We start from the raw sequence: 22,057 nt of genomic DNA, 5'->3' as shown, positions 1-22,057 counted from the left end.
GGGGCCGGGCCGCCACAGGGATCGAAAGGGTGGAACGGACCACGCGCAGAAGCCACCCCGCGCCCCCGCGTCACGGGTCGCATCAAACGGAGAAGAGAATGATTTCCAAGGGGTTTGACATCATCCGCAATTTCGGTGCCCAGATGCCCGATCTGGACGGAAAAGAGATTCTGGTCACCGGGGGGACCGGATCGTTCGGCAAGATGTTCATCCAGACCGTCCTGGAACGTTACAAGCCGCGACGCCTGATCGTCTTCTCCCGCGATGAGCTGAAGCAGAGCGAGATGGCCCAGACCTTCTCGCCGGAACAGTACCCGTGCATGCGGTATTTCATCGGCGACGTCCGCGACCGTGACCGTCTGGAAATGGCAATGCGCGGGGTCAACTACGTCATTCATGCCGCCGCGCTGAAACAGGTTCCCGCAGCCGAATACAATCCGATGGAATGCGTGCGCACCAATATCGGCGGTGCCGAAAACGTGGTTTCCGCCGCCATCCGCTGTGGCGTGCAGAAAGTGGTCGCCCTGTCGACGGACAAGGCAGCCAACCCGGTCAATCTTTATGGCGCGACCAAGCTGGCCTCTGACAAAATCTTTGTTGCAGCCCGCCACATTGCCGCCGGCACCACCACCTTCTCCGTGGTGCGCTACGGCAATGTCCTTGGCTCGCGCGGCAGCGTGGTCCCCTTCTTCCTGCGACTGATCGAACAGGGCGCGGACAGCCTGCCGATCACCGATGACCGTATGACCCGCTTCTGGATCACGCTGGAGCAGGGGGTCGATTTCGTTCTGTCCTCCCTTGCGCAGATGCAGGGCAGCGAGATCTACGTCCCGAAGATTCCCAGCGCCAAGGTCACCGATGTCGCCCGATGGCTGGCCCCGCATCTGCCCCAGCGCCTTGTCGGCATCCGCCCCGGCGAAAAGCTGCATGAAGCGATGCTGACGGTTGACGACGCCCGCTCGACGTATGAGCTGGATGACCGCTATGTCCTGCTGCCCGCCCCGGTGCATTCCGACAGCCCGCGCCTTGAATATGCTGGCGGACACCCGGTCTCGGAGGATTTCTCCTATACCTCCGACAAAAACCACGAGTGGCTGACCCGCGACATTATGCTGGATCTGGTCCGCCAGAAATTCCCCAAATACGCAGGGCTGCTGCCATCATGACCGGACAGGCCTTTCTCCCGTATGGGCGTCAGGATATCTCCGAAGACGACATCGCCGCAGTCAGCGCGGTGTTGCGGAGCGACTTCCTGACCACCGGCCCGATGGTGGACGCCTTCGAAGCCGCACTGGCCAGCCGCGTGGGCGCCCCCCACGCGGTTGTCTGCGCCAACGGCACCGCTGCCCTACATCTGGCACTGGCGGCCCTGCGGCTTGAGGCCGACGGTCGGGCCTGTGCCATTGTCCCCAGCATCACCTTTGTCGCCACGGCCAACATGGCACGGGCTGTCGGGCTGGAAGTGGTGTTCTCCGACGTCGACCCTGACACCGCCCTGATGACCGCAGACACCCTTGCCGAAGCCTTTGAACGGGCGAAACTGGCCGGACTGACCCCGAAGGTGGTTCTGCCGGTCCACTTCGCCGGTCAAAGCCCGGACATGGCGGCTCTCGCGGCACTGGCCGCCGCAGAAGGCTGCGTCATTATTGATGATGCCGCCCACGCTGTCGGCACCGTCTCCGCCGGGGGTTATCCCGTCGGGGGAAGCCCCCACGCCGTCATGACCTGCTTCTCCTTCCATCCGGTCAAGACCATTGCGATGGGGGAAGGCGGCGCCGTCACCACGCGGGACCCGGCTCTGGCTGAAGCCCTCAGACGGCTGCGCGGCCATGGCCTGACCAGAGACCCGTCCTGTTTTGAGAATACCGAAGACGCCTTTACCGATGGCGCGACCAACCCCTGGTATTATGAGATGCCGGACATCGGCTTCAATTACCGGGCAACGGATCTTCAGTGTGCGCTTGGCCTGTCGCAGATGAAGCGGCTGGATACCTTCATTGCCCGGCGCGCAGCCCTGATCGCCGAGTATGGTGAACGGCTGAAAACCCTTTCACAGCACATCACCCTGCTGCCGCCGCAGCCCGGCCAGACTCCGGCGTGGCATCTGGCGGTTGCCCTGATTGACTTTGCCGCAGCCGGGATCAGCCGGGCCGCCGTGATGGCGACCCTGCGGTCACACGGGGTCGGCACTCAGGTTCACTACATCCCGGTTCACCGCCAGCCCTATTATACCCGCCGCTGGCCTGATCTGACCCTGCCCGACGCTAACCGGTACTATCAGCGGTGCCTGAGCCTGCCGCTGTATCCGGCCCTGACCGCAGAAGATATGGACCGGGTCTGTCACGCCCTGACAGCAGCGCTGCGGGGTCCGTCATGAGCCGCACCGTCTGCATTGTTCAGGCAAGACTGTCCTCCACCCGGCTTCCGGGGAAGGTCCTGCTGGATCTGGGCGGAAGGACCGTCCTGAGCCATGTTCTGGAACGCTGCCGCCATATTCCCGGTGTTGCGCAGGTGGTGTGCGCGGTCCCGGATCTGACGGAAGACGACCCCGTCGCGCAGGAGGCTGAACGCCTTGGCTTTTCTGTGACCCGTGGCCCACGGGATGATGTTCTTGCCCGGTACACTCTGGCGGCCCGCCAGAGCGATGCCACCACCATCATGCGGGTGACCAGTGATTGCCCCCTGATTGACCCTGCCGTCTGCGGGCAGGTTCTGGCGGCGTTAACAGACGGTATTGATTACGCCTGCAATAACATGCCGCCCAGTTTTCCCCACGGTCTGGATGCTGAGGCAATGAGCCGTGAGTGGCTGGAACGCGCCTATGCGGAAGCAACCGCCCCCGCACACCGGGAGCATGTAACCCCATACATCCGCACCCACCCGGACAGCCGCAAAGCCACCGTCGATGGCCCCGGTGCCCCCTTTGCCACATGGCGGTGGACGCTGGATTACCCCGAAGACATCGCTTTCCTGCGGGCCCTGACCCCCTACATTCCGGCTGGCCCTGACGGTTTTGGCTGGAAAACGGTCGCTGATCGCGTGCAGCAGCACCCGGAGCTGGTCACCATCAACGCCATGCACCACCGCTGACGTTCAGCAAAAGCGGGCTTCGGGCCTGGATGAGGAAAAGATCAAGGGCGGGCCTGTCAGTGTACAGGCCCGCCCTTGATCATCGTATCTTCCCGACAATACCCCGCCCTTAAGGGACGCGGATCATTCAAGAACCAGCGTCACCCACGGCTTCAGACGGATCCGACGCTTCAAGCGCAGCCCCTGCATCTGATAAGCGGAACGGACCATCGTTTCCTGACGCTCCAGCAGACCGGCAAGAATCACCCGGCCACCGGGGGCCAGCGCAGCGGACAGTTCCCGCGCCATTGAACACAGCGGACGGGCCAGAATGTTGGCGCAGATCACATCATAGGGGCCATTTTCCTGAACAGCGCGGGTCTTGAAACCGTCGCCGGGGAAAATCGTCATATGATTCGACACACCATTGCGCTGCGCATTGAAGCGGGTCACCCGCACGCTTTCTTCATCAATATCGGTGGCCACCACCGGAATCTTCCAGCGCTTGGCCATTGCCAGCCCAAGAATCCCCGAGCCGCAGCCCATATCGAGGCCCTTCCCGAGGCCAGTGGCAATCGGGCCGCCTTCCTTGCCGATCTGGTCCAGCGCCAGCAGGCAGCCATAAGTGCTCTGGTGTTCGCCTGAACCGAAGGCCGTCGCGGCATCCACCAGAAGCGGAATGCTGCCAACCGGGGCCCGGTCAGTCCAGTGGGAGCCATGAACAAAGAAGCGGCCAGCCCGGATCGGCGGGAAACTCTGCAGGTTTTCAGCCAGCCAGTTCCGCGGGGCTTCATGCTCAACGGTCAGATCCGGTTCAGGAATCCCGGCAACCTGTGCCGCCAGCGACAGCGCGGCCGTCACTTCTGCCTGATCGAACGGCCCATCGGAATAGGCGTCAACCATCCACAGACCATCCTGCGGACCGCCATCTTCAATCAGAAAGCACAGAAACGCGCCAAAATGCGGCTCCAACGCCGTTTCGTAGGCCTCCACCGCGTCCTTGGGGATCACGAAGCGCAGACGGTAAACGTCCTGAGCCTTTTTATGCGCCATTCCTGCAGTTCCTTCCTGACCGTAGCGGACCGTCGTCAGGCGGTTTTTACCAGCCCCGGCCCTGCCTGTCTTGTGGTTTTAACAGCGTTCCGACGCCAGACCATCCAGACAGCCGCCACGCCCCACCCAAACGGGCAGTAAGGCAGAAGCCATGCACCAAATGCGGGGAGCCCGTGCAAAATCTGCGCTCCCGCAGCGCCAGAAACCGCGTAGAGTGGCAACAAAGGTCAGTAAAGCTGACTTAATCATTTTCAGGAGACCTGAGATGTCCCAGATCCAGACCCCGTCGAACACCGTCTCCGCCTATCAGGCTGCCACCGCTGCCCGCGGCGCCATGGCCGGCAGCTTCTTTTCCACCTTGTCCCGCTGGCTGCGCGGCAAAGGCTGATCCCGCGCCCCCTGCCCCGGCAGGCGACCAGAACTGAAAAGATCAACCCCGCTGACCTATCCAGTCAGCGGGGTTGATTTTTTACGGCATCGCAGTCAGACGGTCAGGCTGCGGTCTCGCGCAGCAGACTGCTGTGGGCAAACGCACTTTCAAAATCGACCGCCATGCGGATTTCGCGCAGCGGGCGCACCCGGCGGATCGATTCTTCGTACAGAGGATGTGCCTTATAGGCATCAAGGGCCTCGTAGCTGTCGAACTCGCCATAAACGATCACGTCGATTTCTTTCGACAGTCCATCGCGCTTGGAGTTAAACGCCACTTCAAAGTGGTGCGACCCCGGGATGTCCCGCAAAATCGACAGGCCCTCGCGAATCACCTCCACGTCAGCCTGATCTTTGGCGCTGAACAGCACAATGTGACGGATCACCGCTTTTACTCCTCACAAACGGCACGGACCCGGAATCCGCTGCCGCAACGTCGGTGGGGCATCCCGCCCCGGTTGCCCCGGAGATGCACCTTTCCCACTCTGCCGTCAAGGGAAAGGGGGGCAAGACAGGACAGTGACGCCCCCGTGGCGCTTATGGGTCAGTGCTGACAAAACTGTCGATGACCTTTTTGCGACCAGCCTTATCAAAGTCCACCTCCAGCTTGTTGCCATCCACCGCACAGACGCGGCCATGACCAAACTTCTGGTGAAAGACCCGGTCCCCGACGCTGTAACCGTCCTGATCCCCCCGCGAGGTCTCACGGGTGGAAACCTGCCATGTCAGTCCTTCCCGTTCCCGGAATGCCTGCTTCCGCTGATCCCAGCCGCTGGATGCATTGCCCCCGTCCCAGCTCGACCAGGCTTCACGCTGGCTACGGCCACCGCCGATCAGGCCGACATCGGAGTCCTCTTCCTTAAAAGTCTCCGGCACCTCGCCGATGAAGCGGGACGGCACACACATCACCCAGTCGCGGAAAATCCGGCGCTGGGAGGCATGGGTGATAAACACCCGCTTACGGGCCCGGGTCAGACCGACATAGGCGAGCCGCCGTTCTTCTTCCAGAGCGGACACCCCGCCTTCGTCAAGAGCCCGGCGGTTCGGGAAAACCTCTTCCTCCCAACCGGGTAGAAAAACGGTATCAAACTCCAGCCCTTTGGCGGCATGCAGGGTCATCAGCGTGACCGCATCGCCGGTTCCTGCCTTGCTGTCGTTTTCCATCACCAGAGAAACATGCTCCAGAAACTCTGTCAGGCTGTCGTAATCCTCCAGCCCACGGATAAATTCCTGCAGGTTTTCAACCCGGCCCGGTGCCTCAGGGCTCTTATCTTTCTTCCACATCTCAAGATAGCCGGAACCATCAAGGACGGTCGCCGCCAGCTCTGACGGATCCATGCCGCCCCGCAGGGCAGCCCATTCATCAATCGCCTCGACAAAGCCGCGTAACGCTGCCCGGGGCTTGGCCTTCAGTTCATCAGTCTCCAACAGGGACCGTGCAGCCTGTAATAACGGGCAGCCCAATGCCCGGGCGGACAGATGGATGGTCTGCATCGCCGCATCCCCCAACCCGCGTTTTGGCAGATTGATGATGCGTTCAAAAGCCAGATCATCCGCCGGTTGCTCAATAAGCCGCAGATAGGCCATCGCATCCCGGATTTCCTGCCGTTCATAAAACCGCAGCCCGCCGATCATCCGGTATGGTGTGCCGGTAGTGATCAGGCGTTCTTCAAATTCGCGGGTCTGGAATCCGGCGCGGACCAGCACTGCCATTGAGGACAGCCGCTCGCCGCGACGGTGCAGGCTTTCCATCTGCTCCACCACGTGCCGGGCCTCCGCCGGGCCATCCCAGACACCGTAAACGCGAATCGGCTCGCCGTCTTCCGTCGCCCCGGCGGCGCGCAGATCCTTCCCCAGGCGACCGGTGTTGTTGCGGATGACCGCTGACGCAGCCCCAAGAATCGTCGGGGTCGAGCGGTAATTCCGTTCCAGCCGCACCACCTGCGCACCGGGGAAGTCATGCTCGAAGCGCAGGATGTTGCCAACTTCCGCACCGCGCCAGGAATAGATCGACTGATCGTCATCACCGACGCAGCAGATATTGCGGTGACCCCGCGCCAACAGGCGCAGCCACAAATATTGCGCGGTATTGGTATCCTGATACTCATCCACCAGAATATAGCGGAACTGGTCCTGATACCCGGCCAGCACATCGGCATGATCCCGCAGGATCACCAGCACATGCAGCAGCAGATCGCCGAAATCACAGGCATTCAGGGCTAACAGACGCGCCTGATAGGCGCGGTACAGGTCGAGCAGCCGGCCACCGGCAATATCGCCGGTCGCTTCCTGCCCCGGCACCTGATCCGGGGTCCAGCCTCGGTCTTTCCAGCGCTGGATCACCCCCATGACCATCACCACCGGCCACTTTTTTACATCGACCCCGGCCTCTTCCATCAGGGCCTTGAGCACCCGGCTCTGGTCATCGCTATCCAGAATACTGAACCCGGACTGCAGACCGACCTTGTCAGCATGCTTACGCAGCATCCGCAGGGCCAGCGCATGAAACGTGCCGAGCCAGACCTGATCCGCAGCAGGGCCAATCAGCGTACCGACCCGCTCCCGCATTTCTTTCGCCGCCCGATTGGTGAAGGTCACGGCCAGAACCCGCCACGGCTGCGCCAGCCGGGACGCCACGATGTGGGTCAGGCGGGTGGTCAGCACCCGGGTCTTTCCGGTTCCCGCCCCCGACAGCACCAGCAACGGGCCTTCGGTGATCGTCACCGCCTGCCGCTGTTCCGGGTTCAGGCCGGTCAGCCATGGGGGATCCACCCCAACCGGCGGCGGCGGGGGCGTGTAGTCTTCAGTCAGGTCAAAGGCGTCGTCCATCATGCCGGTACTATAGGGGCTTCCCGAGAGCGACACAGCAAAAAATGCGGACAAAAGAAGAACGGGGCCGCTTTTGACGGCCCCGCCTTCTCCTTACTCCCTTCCCGCAGCCTCAGGCAGGTCAGGTTGATGTCTTGATGAACCGGTCCCATTCCCCCGACAGACCTTGCGTGCGGCCGTCCAGCAATGATGCCGTTTCCGCCAGCGTTCCGGTGTGGGAGCTGGTCCGGGTGATGCTGCCCCGCATTCCCTCCAGCCGCTCCACCACCGTCCGGGTCCGTTGCGATGCCACGGTAATATGTTCCACCATCTCGCGGGTGGCTGCCGACTGCTGTTCCACCGATTCGGTAATCGTCGCCGCGATCTGTTCAATGGCACCGATGGTGCCGGACACCTCATCATTCACCCGGACTGCATCCATTGCCGCCTTCTGCACGGCGGCAATCTGGGCGGCGATATCTTCCGTTGCCTTGGCCGTCTGCTGGGCCAGCCCTTTCACCTCTTCCGCCACCACGGCAAAGCCTTTTCCGGCATCACCGGCGCGGGCCGCCTCGATGGTTGCATTCAGAGCCAGCATCTGGGTCTGCGAGGCAATTTCGGTGATCATGCTGGTAATCTCACCGATGCGGTGCGTCACCTCGGCCAGACCGGACAGGGTCTCACTGCTGCGCTGCGCCCCCAAGGCCGCCTCTGCCGCAATTGCCGCAGACCGGCCGACCTGAGCGCTGATTTCGCCGATGGAGGCCGCCAGCTGTTCCGCCGCCGCCGCCACAGACTGCACGGTTGCCGAGGTATCTTCCACCATCCCGGAAACCGACACTGTCTCCGTCGTCGCCTCTTCGGCAAAGGCATTCAGGGATGCCACAGCATCAGAAACATTGCGCACGTCACTCAGCACGCCGTCAATGGTGGTCCGGAAGGTATTCGACAGGCGTTCCTGCGCCGACACAACGGTCCAGATCACCATGGTGCTGACATGGCTGCCGGACTGATCGTGCAGGGCGCTGAGACGCTGATCAATGGTCTCCTCGCCAATATGGACCCGCTCCCGGTCCGGCAGGGCCGCAGCCTGCGTCACCCGGCGGATGATGCTGTCGCCGACACCCGGCAGGGCACTGACCGGACGACCGGTCAGATCCGCCGGATCACAGGGCAACTGCGCCCGCATCTCCTGCAGGACTCCCCGCATGGCGCGGTTGAAATACGTGATCGTCCCATCCTGTGACGAACAGGTCAGGATGTTGATGGGCATTTCCTCCAGCATATCCTGCAGCATAAAGGCCCGTACCGTCACAGCATGCAGATCACCCAGCGCCACCGACATCGACCCGATTTCGTCACTGCGGGCAAACGCAGGCATCCGGCTGCTGGTATCACCACGGGCCAGACGGTCCACCGACTCCGCCAACCGTGACAGCGGATCCACCAGCCGACGCTGAATGAACACCTGCACCCCGACAAAGATCACCCCGACCGCCGCCAGAGACAGCACCAGACTGAGGATGGCCACCCGCCACGCAGCCCGGTCGCGGGCCTCCAGCTGGGTTTCCGCCGTATCCAGAACCAGACGGTCGAACGCATAAGCCGCCTGAATCACCTTGGGGGCCAGCTCTGCAATTTCAGCGGCATCCTTTTTGAGAATCCGCGCCGCACCGATCGGCAGCCCCAGCGCCTCAGCCATCGCCGGTTCCTGCGGCTCAGCCTTGGCTTTCAGGGTTGAGGCCAGAAAATTCGACTGCTGAACAAACGCCTTCGCCGGTTCTTCTAAAACCGGCACCAGCGCCGGGGCCGTCGCCGCCACTACGGACATCGCCTGATCGACGGACTGCAGGGCGTTTACGATCACGCCTTCCGCCTTCAGGATCTCCATATTCCCTTCCGATGTGATCATCTTCCGGGGTGCAGCCTTGAGGTAGAGGTCGGTACTCTGCCCCAACAGTTTGGCGACCTGCGGGGTGCGGTCCAGCGTCACCGCCATCAGGGCGGAAATCTCCGGGTTTGCGTCAGCACTGATGCCTGACAGATTTGCAGCGGTGCGCCGGGCTTCCGCGACAGCGCCGCGCAGGGCAAACAGAGTATCGGGGTTCGCCTGTTTCTGCCAGGCCTCCACCGCCGCCGCCGCTTTGGTCAGGCTGTCGCCGACCCCGTTGAGCCGGGTGGACTGGGCAAGAGCATCGGCCTGACGGGCGGCCAGCTCATCTTGCGTGGCCGCCGGTGCGCCGGTCAAATTCAGGGCGATCCCCTCATCGACGGATGACAGCCATTTTAAAATAGTAAGGCCATACAGCTCCCGCTCTGTATCCTTCACCAGAGTCATTTTTTCATTCAGCAGCAGGCCGAGAAAAATGACGGAGGGGATGAGAAACAGAACATTAACAACGGAAAGCTGGCCCCTGAGCTTCATTTTTTTGAGCATGGGTATCCCCGGTTCGGTCCGGCTTTTAGCGTGCCGGTAAACGTTGACCGACCCGGCGCATCCTCCTTACGCCCGATCTGTCTGCCATTCCTGCGATAGTGGCCGAAACAGGCAGAGAACAACAAGCACAAGGAGGATTAGGCAAAAAGACTATCAAATATACTTTTTCTGGCATTATCTTCTAAAAATGTAAGGACTTTATTCAATAAGTAACCCAATTCCCGCAATTAAGTGGGGAAATACCCTGCGCGGATTTTGCAAAACCTAAGGCTTCATGCCGATTCGCGGGGCCTTTTCGGTCAGAACCAACCAATTGGTGCAGGGCCGGTAAAGACACAATGCTTTTGGATGAAAACATACAAAAAATGCCACCCTGTAAAACCAGGGTGGCATTTTTTTGAGTTCAGCAATCCGCTTTCTCTAAACCGCGCCGCGACAGAGGAAGCAGACCGGATCAGGAAGGCTGCTGGGCCTTCATCTGCTGGATCTGCAGACCGATCAGGTCGTTCAGACGGTTGACCGTGACCGACGGATCCGACAGGGCCGCAGAGTATTCCGAGCGATAGGTGATCGCCATTGACACCCCTTCGACAATCAGATCAACGACCCGCCAGCCGTCTTCGCGCATCCGGAGGCGCCAGCGCACGGACAGAGGCTTTTGACCTTCGGTCTGCTCAACCACCGTATCGACATAGGCCCCGGAGTCGCCATCAGCCTGCACCCCGGTGACAGCCAGCTTCTGACCGTTATAGTCCTTGAAGCGGCGGGCCCAAGTATAAACGTTCAGTTCCCGGAACTGATCAACGAAACGGGCCTGCTGCGCCGCATCGGCATCCTTCCAGGACCGGCCAAGGACAAACCGGGAAATTGAAGGCATGTCGAAATAGCGGTCAAACAGGGTCCGGAAGCGGGCAATTTTTTCCGCCTGCGGGACATTAGCCCCGACCACTTCACGGACGCCTTCTTCGGCCACTTCCGCGACCAATGCCCGCGCCTTTTCAAGATCCGCCGCCGAGGCAGACGAGCTGTGCAGTGCCGTCATCACCGACACCAAGACCACAAACACCGGAGCAATCCAGCGAATCCAACGCATCATGAGACAGGTGTTCCCGCAGTGCTGATCAGAAAAGAAGAAACCGCGAATCCGACCGGGATCTTCCCTTGATCATGTTTACATAACCAAACAGTACAGCACCAGTGTGCCGCAAAATGTGGCATCCCGATGATCACTCCCAGCCTTACCGCAAAAGAAGGCCAGACCGAACGCAACCGCCCCCCGGCAAGCCGGAGGGCGGTCAGTCAGATCCCGGTAAGATTACTGGGTCTTCGGAGGATCCTGGAAGTCAAAGTCGGATCCGTCAACCCCGCTGCCGTATCCACCCGGCTGATTGCTGATCTCCGCCGCACGCCGCTGACGGTACATGCTGCGCAGGGCCACGTAAGTATCCAGCGACGACCGTTCAATCTCGTTGATCGGGTCAATCAGGCTGGCCCGGGCATCAACCACCGTCAGGCCGGTCCGGGTCCACTGGAACTCATCCCAGTTTTTGGCAGCAGCGAGAATGCGGACCGGATCCATTGCCCAGTCGACCGCACGACCGACAGCATCACGGGCATTAGACGGGCCAAGCAGGGGCAGGACGATATAGGGGCCTTCATCAACACCGGCCACCGCCAGCGTCTGACCAAAGTCCTCATCATGGCGCTTAAAGCCCATCGGCGCCGCAATGTCATGCAGACCGGCCAGACCCCAGGTCGAATTGATCAGGAAGCGCATGAAGGTGCTCCATGCGCGGTCCCATTCGCCCTGCATCAGATCGTTGGCCAGCACCACCGGGCTCGCCAGATTGCGCAGGGTATTGCCAATGCGTTCCTGAATCGGATCCGGCAGACCATCGCGGTAAGCATAGGCCAGCGGACGCAGCAGAACGTAATCAACCGCCTGATTGACTTTGTAAACAGCCCGGTTCATCGGTTCCAGCGGGTCGTTTGCCCCGTTGTCACCATTGGCGCAGGCCGTCGCCGTCAGAAGGACGGTGCCAAGCAGGGCCGCGCGCAGGCCACCCTTGCGCCAGCGCCGCAGCGGAAGGAAAGCAGCGGCAAAGCCAGAAGCGCGGTGAGACATTTCTTGGCCCATCAGCGGTTGATCCATTTGTTCGTGTATCCCTGTCTCTCTAATCCGGGCACAGGCTCTGACCTTTGAAAACCGGTTGGGCCCGGTCAGCAAGCCGGACACCCACACCGCAGATCACACCTACACCGCCAACGCCTGCGGGCCTGTCCCTTTAATCAGGCCCAAAGACGCTGTCACCCTAATCCAGTTTCACACAACATCTGCCGGGGACACACCTGTGCCGCACGCAGACATTCAATCAAGCATCGTTTGTGCAGACTTTCCGCCGTAAACCCGGTGCCAGCCCACTGTGACCTTTACCCCAACGGGTACCACACAATGGTTAAAATTTCCAGCAGTCCAACAGTTCCGCCGACGGTGAGAGCCGCATTAGTGTGGCGGATATTGGCAGAGATGCCCCGGCAACGCCAGTTCCTTTATCAAGAAAGCTGCATTGCAAAATGTCAGGGGCGGGTCCACAGGGCCATCGCCAGATCCTATTCAGACATTCCCCTTTTCCTCATCAAAATTCCACTGGACATATCCAGATATAAAGATATCTTTATGTCCATAAGAAACATCCCGACCACACCGGAACCGATCATGGAAACCGTCCTTGCAGGACTCCGCGCTGCCGGAGAAGAAACACGCCTGCGCCTGCTGGCCCTCTGCGCCCAGGGCGACCTGACCGTGAGCGATATGTGCCGGATCGTCGGCCAGAGCCAACCCCGGATCTCGCGTCACCTGAAAGTGCTGTGTGATACCGAGCTTCTGGAGCGCTTCCGCGAAGGAAGCTGGGTGTTCTACCGTGCTGCCCGCACCGGCACCGGTGCCATCCTGACCCGCCATATCCTCAGCCTGATCCCGGCAGATGACACTGTACTGAGTGCCGACCGCGCCCGGATGGATCAGGTCCGGGAAGAGCGGGCCGAAGCTGCTGCCGCCTATTTCCGGGACAATGCAGCCAACTGGGATGCCATCCGGTCCCTGCATGTCGACGAGCGGGAAGTGGAACAGGCCCTGACTTCCCGGCTGGGAGGAGAGCAGATCCGCCATCTGGTCGATATCGGCACCGGCACCGGACGGCTGTTGACGCTGCTGGGGCCGCAGGCCGATCAGGCGACCGGCCTCGACCTCAGCCGTGAGATGCTGGCCGTGGCCCGCGCCGCATTGGACCGTGACGGCCTGCGCCACTGCGTGGTCCGCCCCGGCGATATGTATGCCGTACCGCTGCCCGATGCCTCAGCCGATCTGGTGACCATCCATCAGGTTCTGCATTATGCTGATCGCCCCGCCGCCGCGATTCAGGAGGCGGCCCGGGTGCTGGCCCCCGGCGGACGGCTGGCGGTGATCGACTTTGCCCCGCATGATCTGGAAGACCTGCGGACGCAACACAACCACCGCCGTCTTGGCTTTTCCGACGCAGAGGTCACGGCATGGTGCGCCCATGCAGGCCTGACCCTGACATCGGCTGAATCCCTTGCCGGTCATCCGGCATCCGGCCATCCCCTGACCGTTGTCCTCTGGTTGGCTGAAAAAGCCGCCTGAACACCGCCCCCACTCTTATCCGTCTGAAGACTGCCGTCCCCCGGAGACCCCGACCATGACCGATACCCAGCAGGCCGCGATCACCAAGCCGATCGAAGTCAGCTTCGAATTCTTCCCGCCGAAGACCGAGAAGATGCAGGAAAGCCTGTGGACCTGCGTCAAGCGGCTGGCGCCGCTGGCACCGTCATTTGTCTCCGTCACCTATGGCGCCGGGGGATCAACCCGGGAACGGACCCATGATACAGTCACGGCGATCACCCGTGACATGGGCATTCCCGCAGCCGCACACCTGACCTGCGTTGCCGCCACCCGCGAAGAGGTCAATACCGTCGCCCGGGAATACTGGAACGCCGGAATCCGTCATCTTGTCGCCCTGCGCGGGGATCCGCCGGATGGCGAGACCGATTACGTCCCGCATCCGGGCGGATATGCCTATGCCGCAGATCTGATTGAAGGCCTGAAAGCGGTGGCGGATTTCGAGATTTCTGTAGCGGCCTATCCTGAGGTCCACCCCCACGCCCTTTCAGCACGCGATGACCTCGACAACCTGAAGCGTAAGATCGACGCCGGGGCCACCCGGGCCATTACCCAGTATTTCTTCGACGCCGACACCTACCGCCGCTTTGTCGACCGGGCGCAGGCTGCCGGGATCGGGGTGCCGATCGTGCCGGGCATTCTGCCGGTGACCAACTTCGCGCAGGTGGTCAAGTTCTCCCGCGCCTGCGGCACCACTGTTCCGGCCTGGCTGCGCGACCGCTTCGAAGGGCTGGATGATGATCCGCGCACCCGTGAACTGGTCGCCGCCACCACCGCAGCCGAGCTGTGCGAGGATCTGCAGAAAGATGGCGTGCGGAATTTTCACTTCTACACCCTCAACCGCGCTGACCTGACCTACGCAATCTGCCATATTCTCGGCGTCCGTCCGCAGCGCCCGGCTGCCGTCTAATTCTGTCTTTCCCAGCGTGTTATTTCCCCAGTAAGGACTCCCTGTGATGAGCGATTTCCTGACCCACCTGAAGGACCGCGTGCTGTTGTGCGACGGCGGCATGGGGAGTCTGGTGCAGGCGATGAACCTGTCGGTTGATGTTGATTTCGACGGCAAGGAAAACTGCACGGAAGTGCTGAACCTGACCCGCCCCGACGTCATCCGCTCCATCCACGCCCGCTATTACGCGGCGGGGGCTGACATGGTGCAGTCCAACAGCTTTGGCGGCAGCCCGCTGACGCTGGAAGAGTTTGAACTGGGCAGCAAGGCGTTTGAGATCAACAAGCGCTCGGTGGAAATCGCCCGTGAAGCGGCGGAAGAGTTCGCCCACGACGGGCGCACCCGCTTTGTGCTGGGGGGCATCGGGCCGGGCACCAAGCTGCCCAGCCTCGGCCACATCGACTATGACACGCTGGAAAGCGGCTATCACATTCAGGCTGCCGGTCTGATCGCCGGGGGCTGCGACGCCATCCTGATCGAGACCTGTCAGGATCCGCTGCAGTTCAAGGCGGCGGTCAACGGCAGCAAGCTGGCCCGCGAACAGGCCGGAAAGCACATCCCGATTCTGCTGCAGGTGACGGTGGAAACCACCGGAACCCTGCTGGTCGGCACCGACATCGGGGCTGCCGCCACCATCGCCCATTCTCTGGGTGTTGACGGCATGGGGCTGAACTGTGCCACCGGCCCGGCGGAAATGGCTGATCACGTGAAGTGGCTGTCGGAGAACTGGCCGGGCCTGATCTCGCTGCAGCCCAACGCCGGGCTGCCGGAACTGCGGGATGGCCAGACCTATTACCCGCTGACCCCCAACGAGCTGGCAAGCTGGCACGAACGCTTCCTGAAGGAAGACGGGGTTAACATTCTGGGCTCCTGCTGCGGCTCGACCCCGGATCATACTGCGGCAGTCCATGCCATGCTGACCCGGGTCGGCAACGGCACCCGCCCGGCCCCGGCCAAGCGCAGCCACCACTGGGTGCCCGCCGTGGCATCCCTGTATGGCCGTGTTGAGCTGCGGCAGGAAAATGCCTTCCTGTCGATCGGGGAGCGCTGCAACGCCAACGGGTCGAAGAAGTTCCGTCAGCTTCAGGATGCCGAAGACTGGGACGGCACCGTTGCCATGGGCCGCGAGCAGGTGCGCGAAGGCTCCCACACGCTGGATATCTGCACCGCCTTCGTCGGCCGCAACGAAATCCACGATATGACCCAGGTGGTCAGCCGCATGCGCGGGGCGATTAATGCGCCGCTGGTGATCGACTCCACCGAAACCCCGGTGATCGAAACCGCCCTGAAGCTGTATGGCGGCAAGTCCATCATCAACTCCATCAACTTTGAAGATGGCGAACACCACGCAGACGAACGGGTCAAGCTGGCCCGGAAGTTTGGCGCGGCGGTGATCGCCCTGACCATTGATGAAGTCGGGATGGCCAAGGATTGCGAAGGGAAGGTGCGGATCGCCAAGCGCCTGCATCAGTTCGCCTGCGTCGAACGCGGCCTGCCGTCCAGCGACCTGATGTTTGACCCGCTGACGTTCACCATCTGCACCGGCAACGATGACGACCGCCAGCTGGGTCTGGAGACCCTGAATGCCATCGAGCAGATCGCCCGCGAACTGCCCGAATGCCAGATCATCCTTGGCCTGTCGAACATCTCCTTCGGCCTGAAGCCGCTGGCCCGTCAGGTGCTGAACTCGGTGTTCCTGCATCACGCTGTACAACGCGGCATGACCGGGGCGATCGTTCATATTTCCAAAATCCTGCCGCTGCACAAGATCCCGGCGGAAGAGGTGCAGGTGGCTGAAGACCTGATCTTCGACCGCCGCCGCGACGGCTATGACCCGCTGCACGCTTTCATCGCCCTGTTCAAGAACCGGGAAGGCGGGGCCACCACCAAGCAGGCCCTGCCGACCACCATTGAAGAGCGCCTGAAGCAGCGCATCGTTGACGGTGACCGGCTGGGGCTGGAAGAGGACCTCGCCAAGGCGATGGAAACCTACAGCCCGCTGGATATCATCAACACCCTGCTGCTGGATGGTATGAAGGTGGTGGGCGAACTGTTCGGATCCGGCCAGATGCAGCTGCCGTTCGTGCTGCAGTCGGCGGAAACCATGAAGACGGCCGTCGCCTATCTCGAGCAGTTCATGGAAAAGGCAGACGGGCAGGCCAAAGGCACGCTGGTGCTGGCGACCGTGAAGGGCGATGTGCATGATATCGGCAAAAACCTTGTCGATATCATCCTGACCAACAACGGCTACCGCGTCATCAATCTGGGCATCAAGCAGCCGATCGCCTCGATCATTCAGGCGGCGAAGGAACACAAGGCCGATGCCGTCGGTATGTCTGGCCTGCTGGTGAAGTCGACCGTCATCATGAAGGAAAATCTGGAAGAGATGGCCCGTCAGGGGCTGTCAGTTCCGGTGATGCTGGGCGGGGCAGCCCTGACCCGCGCCTTTGTCGAAGAGGACTGTGTCAAAGCCTATGCCAACGGCGGCGACACCGGACTGGTGGCCTACGCCCGTGATGCCTTCGACGGCCTTGATCTGATGGCGAAAGTTGTCGATGGCCGCTTTGGGGACCATGTGAAGGACGCCACCGTCAAACGCGCCCAGCGTCCGTCCCGCCGGTCTTCCAACGAAAACATGGCAGCCCCGGATGTGCAGTCGATCACCCAGCGCCCGGTGGACTGGGAAGAGATCTCGCTGCGCCGTCAGGAACTGGCACAGGCCAACGACATTCCGGCGCCGCCGTTCTGGGGACCGGCTCTGGTGGAAAACGTGCCGCTGAAGGCGCTGGTGCCCTACATCAACGAAGTGATGCTCTATCAGTTCCAGTGGGGCTTTAAAAAACAGGGCCGCGACCGCGATGAATGGCGGACATGGGTGCAGCAGGACGTCAAACCGATTCTCAAGCGGATGCTGGATCTGTGCGAAGCCGATGACATCCTGCAGCCGAAGGCCGCCTATGGGTACTGGAAGTGCGCGAGCGACGGCGACGCCATCGTGCTGTTTGCCGACGATGCGCAGGGCAATGAGAAGGAAGTCGGGCGCTTCGCCTTCCCCCGCCAGCCGTTCAAGGGGGGCCTGTGTCTGGCCGACTTCGTGCGGGAAGCCGACAGCGGCCAGCGCGACGTGATCGGCCTGCAGGTGGTGACCATGGGCGAACGGGCCTCGGATGTCGCCCGCGACTGGTTTGCCGCCAACCGCTATCAGGATTACCTGTATCTGCACGGCCTGTCGGTGGAAATGGCCGAGGCGATGGCGGAATACGTCCACAAGCGCATCCGCGCAGAACTGGGCTATGCAGGGGAAGACGCCCGTGAGATCCCTGATCTGCTGAAGCAGAACTACCGGGGCTCCCGCTACTCCTTCGGCTATCCGGCCTGCCCCAATCTGGCCGATCAGGCGCTGCTGCTTGACCTGCTGAAGGCAGACCGGCTGGGCCTGCGGATGAGCGAAGGCGACCAGCTGCATCCGGAACAGTCAACCAGCGCCATCGTCCTGCATCACCCGCAGGCGAAGTACTTCAAAGTCTGATCCGATCCCCGGCATTGCCGGTCAGCGTCCCCCCGGTGCAGCCTGCACCGGGGGGATCGTCTTGGCGAAGACTCCGGAAGAAACCCGGGCAACCGGGCTGTCCCCGATGATAATCCGGTTGCCGCTGTCCCGCCGACACGGCAGGATGACGCCCCTTTCCTCCCCCTCAGCGAAAGATCCGCTATGCTGCGCCGCTTTCTGTCCCTTGCCTGCGTCGGTCTGTTCTGCACCCTTGCTGCCTGCGGCGGTGTCCCGGAAGACGGATCCTCGGCGGCGGAATGGCGGAGTCTGGCAGCGGACGCCGCCGAGGACCGCGCGTGGATCGAAGACCGCCAGAAAGAAGCCCGCGACATGCACACCCGCGTCCGGCAGCTGATCGGCATCGTCCCGGAAGAGCAGCCGAAGTTTAAGGCGCTGGTTGATTTCTACGTCCGCCTCAGCCGTCAGGAAGATGCCCTGTCAGAGGCTGTCTCTATCTACGATCCGGTGCTGGAACGGATCTGGACCGGACGCGGCTTCCCCGGCATCGATTCGGCCCGGGCCGCTCAGGCCAGTGCCCTTGCCCGGGCGAAAGCGCCGGGCCAGCAGATCGAGACCCTGCGCGAAGAATTCAAGACCCTGTCAGCCGACAGTCAGTGAGCAAAAGCCCGCCTGCCGATCCGGCTTCCGTTCAGGGAAAAATTCCGGTAATCTGTTAACGAATGGTAAAGGTTTTTGCCGCACACCCCATGCGGGGGATATTGGTCTGGATAGACACAATTATGGCGTCCGGATCAGGCAAGCAGGGGACAAACCGTCGTTGACCACCGATGTTGACCACATCGCCGGGGCTGCGGAGCCGTTAGACCGCGCCCACGGGTTTTCGCAGCAGGTTTTGCGTAGCCTGCAGGCACTCGGGCTGCCGCCGAGCCCGGAAAACTATGCGACCTGGTATCTTTATGCCTCCGGGGCTCACCGGCTGTTGTCTGACGAGATCGACAACCACCTTGCCGTCCATCACACCATCAGCAGCGAGGCCCTGCGGTCCCTGCATGACCGTCACCTCGGGACCCTGAAGGAAACCGAAGGGCTTGAGCGGGTTTCCGGCGGCCTCGACAGCACCCTGAAATCCCTGTTGATCCATATCGGCCATGCCGGAGCCTCGGCGGTGCAGCACGGGCAGACTCTGGGGACCCTGAGTTCCGCCCTTTCCCACGCCGCCCCCCCGGATCTGTCACATCTGGTCCGCAATCTGATCACCGAAGCCGAACGGATGGCCAAGCTGAACCGCCAGCTGGAAGAACGGCTGAACCAGTCGGCACGAGAAATTGCCCGTCTGCGCAGCGATCTGGAGTCCGTACGGCTGGAAGCCAATACCGACCCCCTGACCGGCCTGAGCAACCGCCGCGCCTTCGAGCGGGTGGTCAGCGAACGCCTGCTGACCCACGACGGCCTGCTGCTGCTGATGCTGGATCTGGATCACTTCCACCGCTTCAACGAGCAGTACGGTCACCCGGTCGGGGATCAGGTGCTGCGGTTGGTGGGGCGGACGGTACAAACCCTGATTCCGTCCGGCGGTCTGGCCTGCCGCTACGGCGGGGAAGAATTCTGCATCGCCCTGCCGGACTGCACGCCTGATCAGGGGCGGGAGACTGCCGAGCTGCTGCGTACCACCCTGTCGACCCGTGCCCTGCGAAACCGCCGGACCGGCGATGTTCTCGGCAACCAGACCGTCTCGATCGGCCTTGCCGCCCACCGGCCCGGCGAGAGCCAGCATGGCCTGTTTGAGCGGGCCGAAGCAGCCTTGCTGAACGCCAAGTCACAGGGCCGGAACCGGGTATGCAGCGCCGAAGATCTGCTGGATGACCTTGAGGTGGTGATGGAGCAGGTCTGACCCCTGCCTCCGCGTCCCTGCCCCCTCAGACTGAGCTGAGCAGCATACTGGTTTCGCTGTTTTCGATACCGTCAATGGTCCGCACCTCACGCAGAACACGGTCGAAGTCGGTCAGACTCTCCGCCCGGATTTCGGCGATAAGATCCCATGCCCCATTGGTGGTATGCAACGACACCAGTTCCGGCATCCCCCGCAACTGCCGGATCACCGCCGTGGTTGACCGCCCCGCCACCTGAATCATCATGATCGCGCGGATGGCCTGCGTGTCGTAATCCTGCCGGAACCGGACCGTAAACCCCAGAATCGCGCCCGATTCCATCATCCGGTCCAGCCGCGTCTGAACCGTGGCCCGCGAAACCCCAAGGATCACCGCCAGCTTGGAAACCGGTGCCCGCCCGTCTTCCCGCAGGGCGGCAATCAGGCGACGATCAAGGTCATCAAAGATGTGCATCTTACAAAATGCTCACTGTCATTATGCATATTATACAAATATGTCGCTCTTTCTTTCATCTTTCAACATTGTTGAGACACTTTGAAGGTCCGTACACTTTTCTCAATATCCAATGACGGAAATGGGAGACGTCATCATGGTCCGCTATGTCGGTGTTGAGAATATGGTACGGCTGGTGAAAACCGTCGGTGTCGAGGCGTGGCTGACCGGACTGGCAGCCGTTATCGAAGAAGACTTCCGCCGCTGGCCGTCGTTTGAAAAGACACCCCGCATTGCCAGCCACTCCCGCGATGGCGTGATTGAGCTGATGCCGACCACCGACGGGCGTCTGTACGGCTTCAAATACGTCAATGGTCATCCGAAAAATACCCACACCGGCCTGCAGACCGTCACCGCGTTCGGCGTGCTGTCTGATGTTGAGACCGGTTATCCGGTTCTGCTGTCGGAAATGACCCTCACCACAGCGCTGCGGACAGCCGCGACCTCGGCAGTGGCAGCCCGGTATCTGGCCCGCCCCGACTCCTCGGTTATGGCCCTGATCGGCCTTGGTTCGCAGTCAGAATTTCAGGCGCTGGCATTCCGGACCCTGATGGGTATCACCCGCCTGCAGGTGTTTGACATCGACCCGGCGGCGACAGAAAAGTTCGTCCGCAATCTTGGGGCGGCTGGCTTTGACATCACGGTTGCCGCCAGCACGCAGGACGCGGTGCAGGGGGCCGACATCATCACCACCGTCACCGCCGACAAGCAGATGGCAACGATCCTGTCTGACAATATGGTCGGGGCCGGTGTCCATCTGAACGCGGTTGGCGGCGACTGCCCCGGCAAGACCGAACTTCAGGCCGATATTCTCCGCCGTGCCGACGTGTTTGTTGAGTTGCCGGAACAGACCCGGATTGAAGGCGAAATCCAGCAGATGCCTGCCGATTTCCCGGTCACCGAACTGTGGGAAGTGATTACCGGACAGGCCACGGGCCGCCATTCGCCCCAGCAGATCACCTTGTTTGACTCGGTGGGATTCGCGATTGAAGACTTCTCGGCCCTCCGCTTCCTCTACAGCCAGCTGAATGGCACAGACTGCTATGAAGACATCGACCTGCTGACCGAGCCGGAAGACCCGCGTGATCTGTTCGGCCTGCTGTCCCCTGCCCAGCCCAGCGGTACCCCCAACGGCCTCGCCGCCTGACGCCCCGGAGCCCCCTGACCATGAAAGCAATTTACTCTCCGCTGCACAGCCGTCACGATGGCGGCATGGAACTGCACCGGGGTGAACTGGTTCCCTGTTACGAAATGCCGCGCCGGGCAGACTATATCCTGACAGCGGTCGAGGCCGCCGGGCTGGAAACTCTGCCACCCCGCCCGTTTCCGCTGGACACGATTCTGAAGGTGCATGACGCCGCCTTCGTCGAGTTTCTGCGCACCGCTTTTGACCAGTGGAAGGCAATTGGCAAAGACGGCTTCATGCTGCCCAGCGGCTTTGCCGCCCGTTCGATGCGGCAGGATGTGATCCCGCCGGGTATCAACGGCAAGCTCGGCTATTACTGCTACGATGCCGGAACCCCGATTGTCGAAGGCACGTGGGATGCGGTGCTGGCGTCAGCCCATTGCGCCCTGACCGCAGCGGCACTGGTGGCCGATGGGGCGCACAGCGCCTATGCCCTGTGCCGCCCGCCGGGGCACCATGCCGGGGCCAGCACCTATGGCGGATACTGCTTCCTGAATAACGCCGCCATTGCCGCCCAGTCTCTGCGCGATCACGGCT

At 61.8% G+C, this 22,057-nt stretch carries 17 protein-coding genes and 1 pseudogene; 11 read left to right on the top strand and 7 right to left on the bottom strand.

The annotated features are described in order from the left end of the window. Positions 1–98: 98 nt before the first annotated feature. From pseB to G365_RS0115525, 3 genes are read left to right on the top strand one after another with little or no spacing between them, the layout of a single operon-like run. On the top strand, positions 99–1,166 hold the full coding sequence (gene pseB, locus G365_RS0115535) for a UDP-N-acetylglucosamine 4,6-dehydratase (inverting) (RefSeq protein WP_019646456.1): 1,068 nt from the start codon (positions 99–101) through the stop codon (positions 1,164–1,166). Continuing rightward, positions 1,163–2,377, top strand: a complete 1,215-nt coding sequence (gene pseC / locus G365_RS0115530) for a UDP-4-amino-4,6-dideoxy-N-acetyl-beta-L-altrosamine transaminase (RefSeq protein WP_019646455.1) — start codon at positions 1,163–1,165, stop codon at positions 2,375–2,377. The genes pseB and pseC overlap by 4 nt, the downstream gene beginning before the upstream one ends. Beyond that, positions 2,374–3,090, top strand: coding sequence for a cytidylyltransferase domain-containing protein (locus G365_RS0115525; RefSeq protein WP_019646454.1), 717 nt, complete (start codon positions 2,374–2,376; stop codon positions 3,088–3,090). Before pseC ends, G365_RS0115525 begins: the two co-directional genes overlap by 4 nt. Before the next feature lie 123 nt (positions 3,091–3,213). On the opposite strand, the gene G365_RS0115520 is transcribed toward G365_RS0115525, so the two are convergent. Continuing rightward, entirely contained in the window at positions 3,214–4,122 is a 909-nt protein-coding gene (locus G365_RS0115520; protein WP_019646453.1) for a 50S ribosomal protein L11 methyltransferase, read from the bottom strand. Positions 4,123–4,387: 265 nt separating this feature from the next. Here G365_RS0115520 and G365_RS24500 point away from each other — a divergent pair, with 265 nt between their 5' ends. Then, positions 4,388–4,510 (top strand): hypothetical protein, encoded by a 123-nt coding sequence (locus G365_RS24500; RefSeq protein WP_019646452.1) that lies wholly within the window; start codon positions 4,388–4,390, stop codon positions 4,508–4,510. A gap of 103 nt (positions 4,511–4,613) precedes the next feature. On the opposite strand, the gene G365_RS0115510 is transcribed toward G365_RS24500, so the two are convergent. The 5 genes from G365_RS0115510 to G365_RS21905 form a co-directional block, all read right to left on the bottom strand. Continuing rightward, positions 4,614–4,937, bottom strand: a complete 324-nt coding sequence (locus tag G365_RS0115510) for a Dabb family protein (protein ID WP_019646451.1) — start codon at positions 4,935–4,937, stop codon at positions 4,614–4,616. 151 nt (positions 4,938–5,088) lie between these two features. Continuing rightward, complete coding sequence (locus G365_RS0115505; protein ID WP_026345405.1) at positions 5,089–7,380, bottom strand: ATP-dependent helicase; 2,292 nt, start codon at positions 7,378–7,380, stop codon at positions 5,089–5,091. Positions 7,381–7,501: 121 nt separating this feature from the next. Further along, a complete protein-coding gene (locus tag G365_RS23140; RefSeq protein ID WP_155976319.1) occupies positions 7,502–9,697 on the bottom strand; it encodes a methyl-accepting chemotaxis protein in 2,196 nt (731 codons plus the stop codon). 553 nt (positions 9,698–10,250) lie between these two features. Further along, the gene (locus tag G365_RS0115495; RefSeq protein ID WP_019646448.1) at positions 10,251–10,892 is read right to left on the bottom strand and encodes an MlaC/ttg2D family ABC transporter substrate-binding protein; all 642 of its coding nucleotides are present in this window, start codon (positions 10,890–10,892) and stop codon (positions 10,251–10,253) included. A 219-nt stretch (positions 10,893–11,111) separates the two neighbouring features. Further along, entirely contained in the window at positions 11,112–11,948 is an 837-nt protein-coding gene (locus tag G365_RS21905; protein ID WP_019646447.1) for an MlaA family lipoprotein, read from the bottom strand. Positions 11,949–12,512: 564 nt separating this feature from the next. Here G365_RS21905 and G365_RS0115480 point away from each other — a divergent pair. From G365_RS0115480 to G365_RS0115460, 5 genes are all read left to right on the top strand, one after another. Beyond that, complete coding sequence (locus G365_RS0115480; RefSeq protein WP_019646445.1) at positions 12,513–13,457, top strand: ArsR/SmtB family transcription factor; 945 nt, start codon at positions 12,513–12,515, stop codon at positions 13,455–13,457. A gap of 55 nt (positions 13,458–13,512) precedes the next feature. Beyond that, positions 13,513–14,403, top strand: a complete 891-nt coding sequence (metF, locus tag G365_RS0115475; RefSeq protein ID WP_019646444.1) for a methylenetetrahydrofolate reductase — start codon at positions 13,513–13,515, stop codon at positions 14,401–14,403. Positions 14,404–14,449: 46 nt separating this feature from the next. Then, positions 14,450–17,971: a methionine synthase gene (gene metH / locus G365_RS0115470; RefSeq protein WP_019646443.1), complete on the top strand. Its 3,522-nt coding sequence runs from the start codon at positions 14,450–14,452 to the stop codon at positions 17,969–17,971. Between the two features lie 183 nt (positions 17,972–18,154). Beyond that, a complete protein-coding gene (locus tag G365_RS24125) occupies positions 18,155–18,610 on the top strand; it encodes a hypothetical protein (protein WP_019646442.1) in 456 nt (151 codons plus the stop codon). A gap of 160 nt (positions 18,611–18,770) precedes the next feature. Beyond that, the gene (locus G365_RS0115460; RefSeq protein WP_019646441.1) at positions 18,771–19,844 is read left to right on the top strand and encodes a GGDEF domain-containing protein; all 1,074 of its coding nucleotides are present in this window, start codon (positions 18,771–18,773) and stop codon (positions 19,842–19,844) included. 25 nt (positions 19,845–19,869) lie between these two features. Here the strand turns inward: G365_RS0115460 and G365_RS0115455 are convergent, their stop codons facing one another. After that, positions 19,870–20,295: an Lrp/AsnC family transcriptional regulator gene (locus G365_RS0115455; protein WP_019646440.1), complete on the bottom strand. Its 426-nt coding sequence runs from the start codon at positions 20,293–20,295 to the stop codon at positions 19,870–19,872. A gap of 136 nt (positions 20,296–20,431) precedes the next feature. On the opposite strand from G365_RS0115455, the gene G365_RS0115450 reads away from it, so the two are divergent. After that, a complete protein-coding gene (locus tag G365_RS0115450) occupies positions 20,432–21,481 on the top strand; it encodes an ornithine cyclodeaminase (RefSeq protein ID WP_155976318.1) in 1,050 nt (349 codons plus the stop codon). 20 nt (positions 21,482–21,501) lie between these two features. Next, positions 21,502–22,057 (top strand): annotated as a pseudogene (locus tag G365_RS21900) (histone deacetylase family protein); the annotation flags it as partial.

It is taken from the genome of Novispirillum itersonii subsp. itersonii ATCC 12639, from assembly GCF_000381985.1.
Classification (GTDB): domain Bacteria; phylum Pseudomonadota; class Alphaproteobacteria; order Rhodospirillales; family Rhodospirillaceae; genus Novispirillum; species Novispirillum itersonii.
This window is presented reverse-complemented; position numbering and strand designations above follow the sequence as displayed.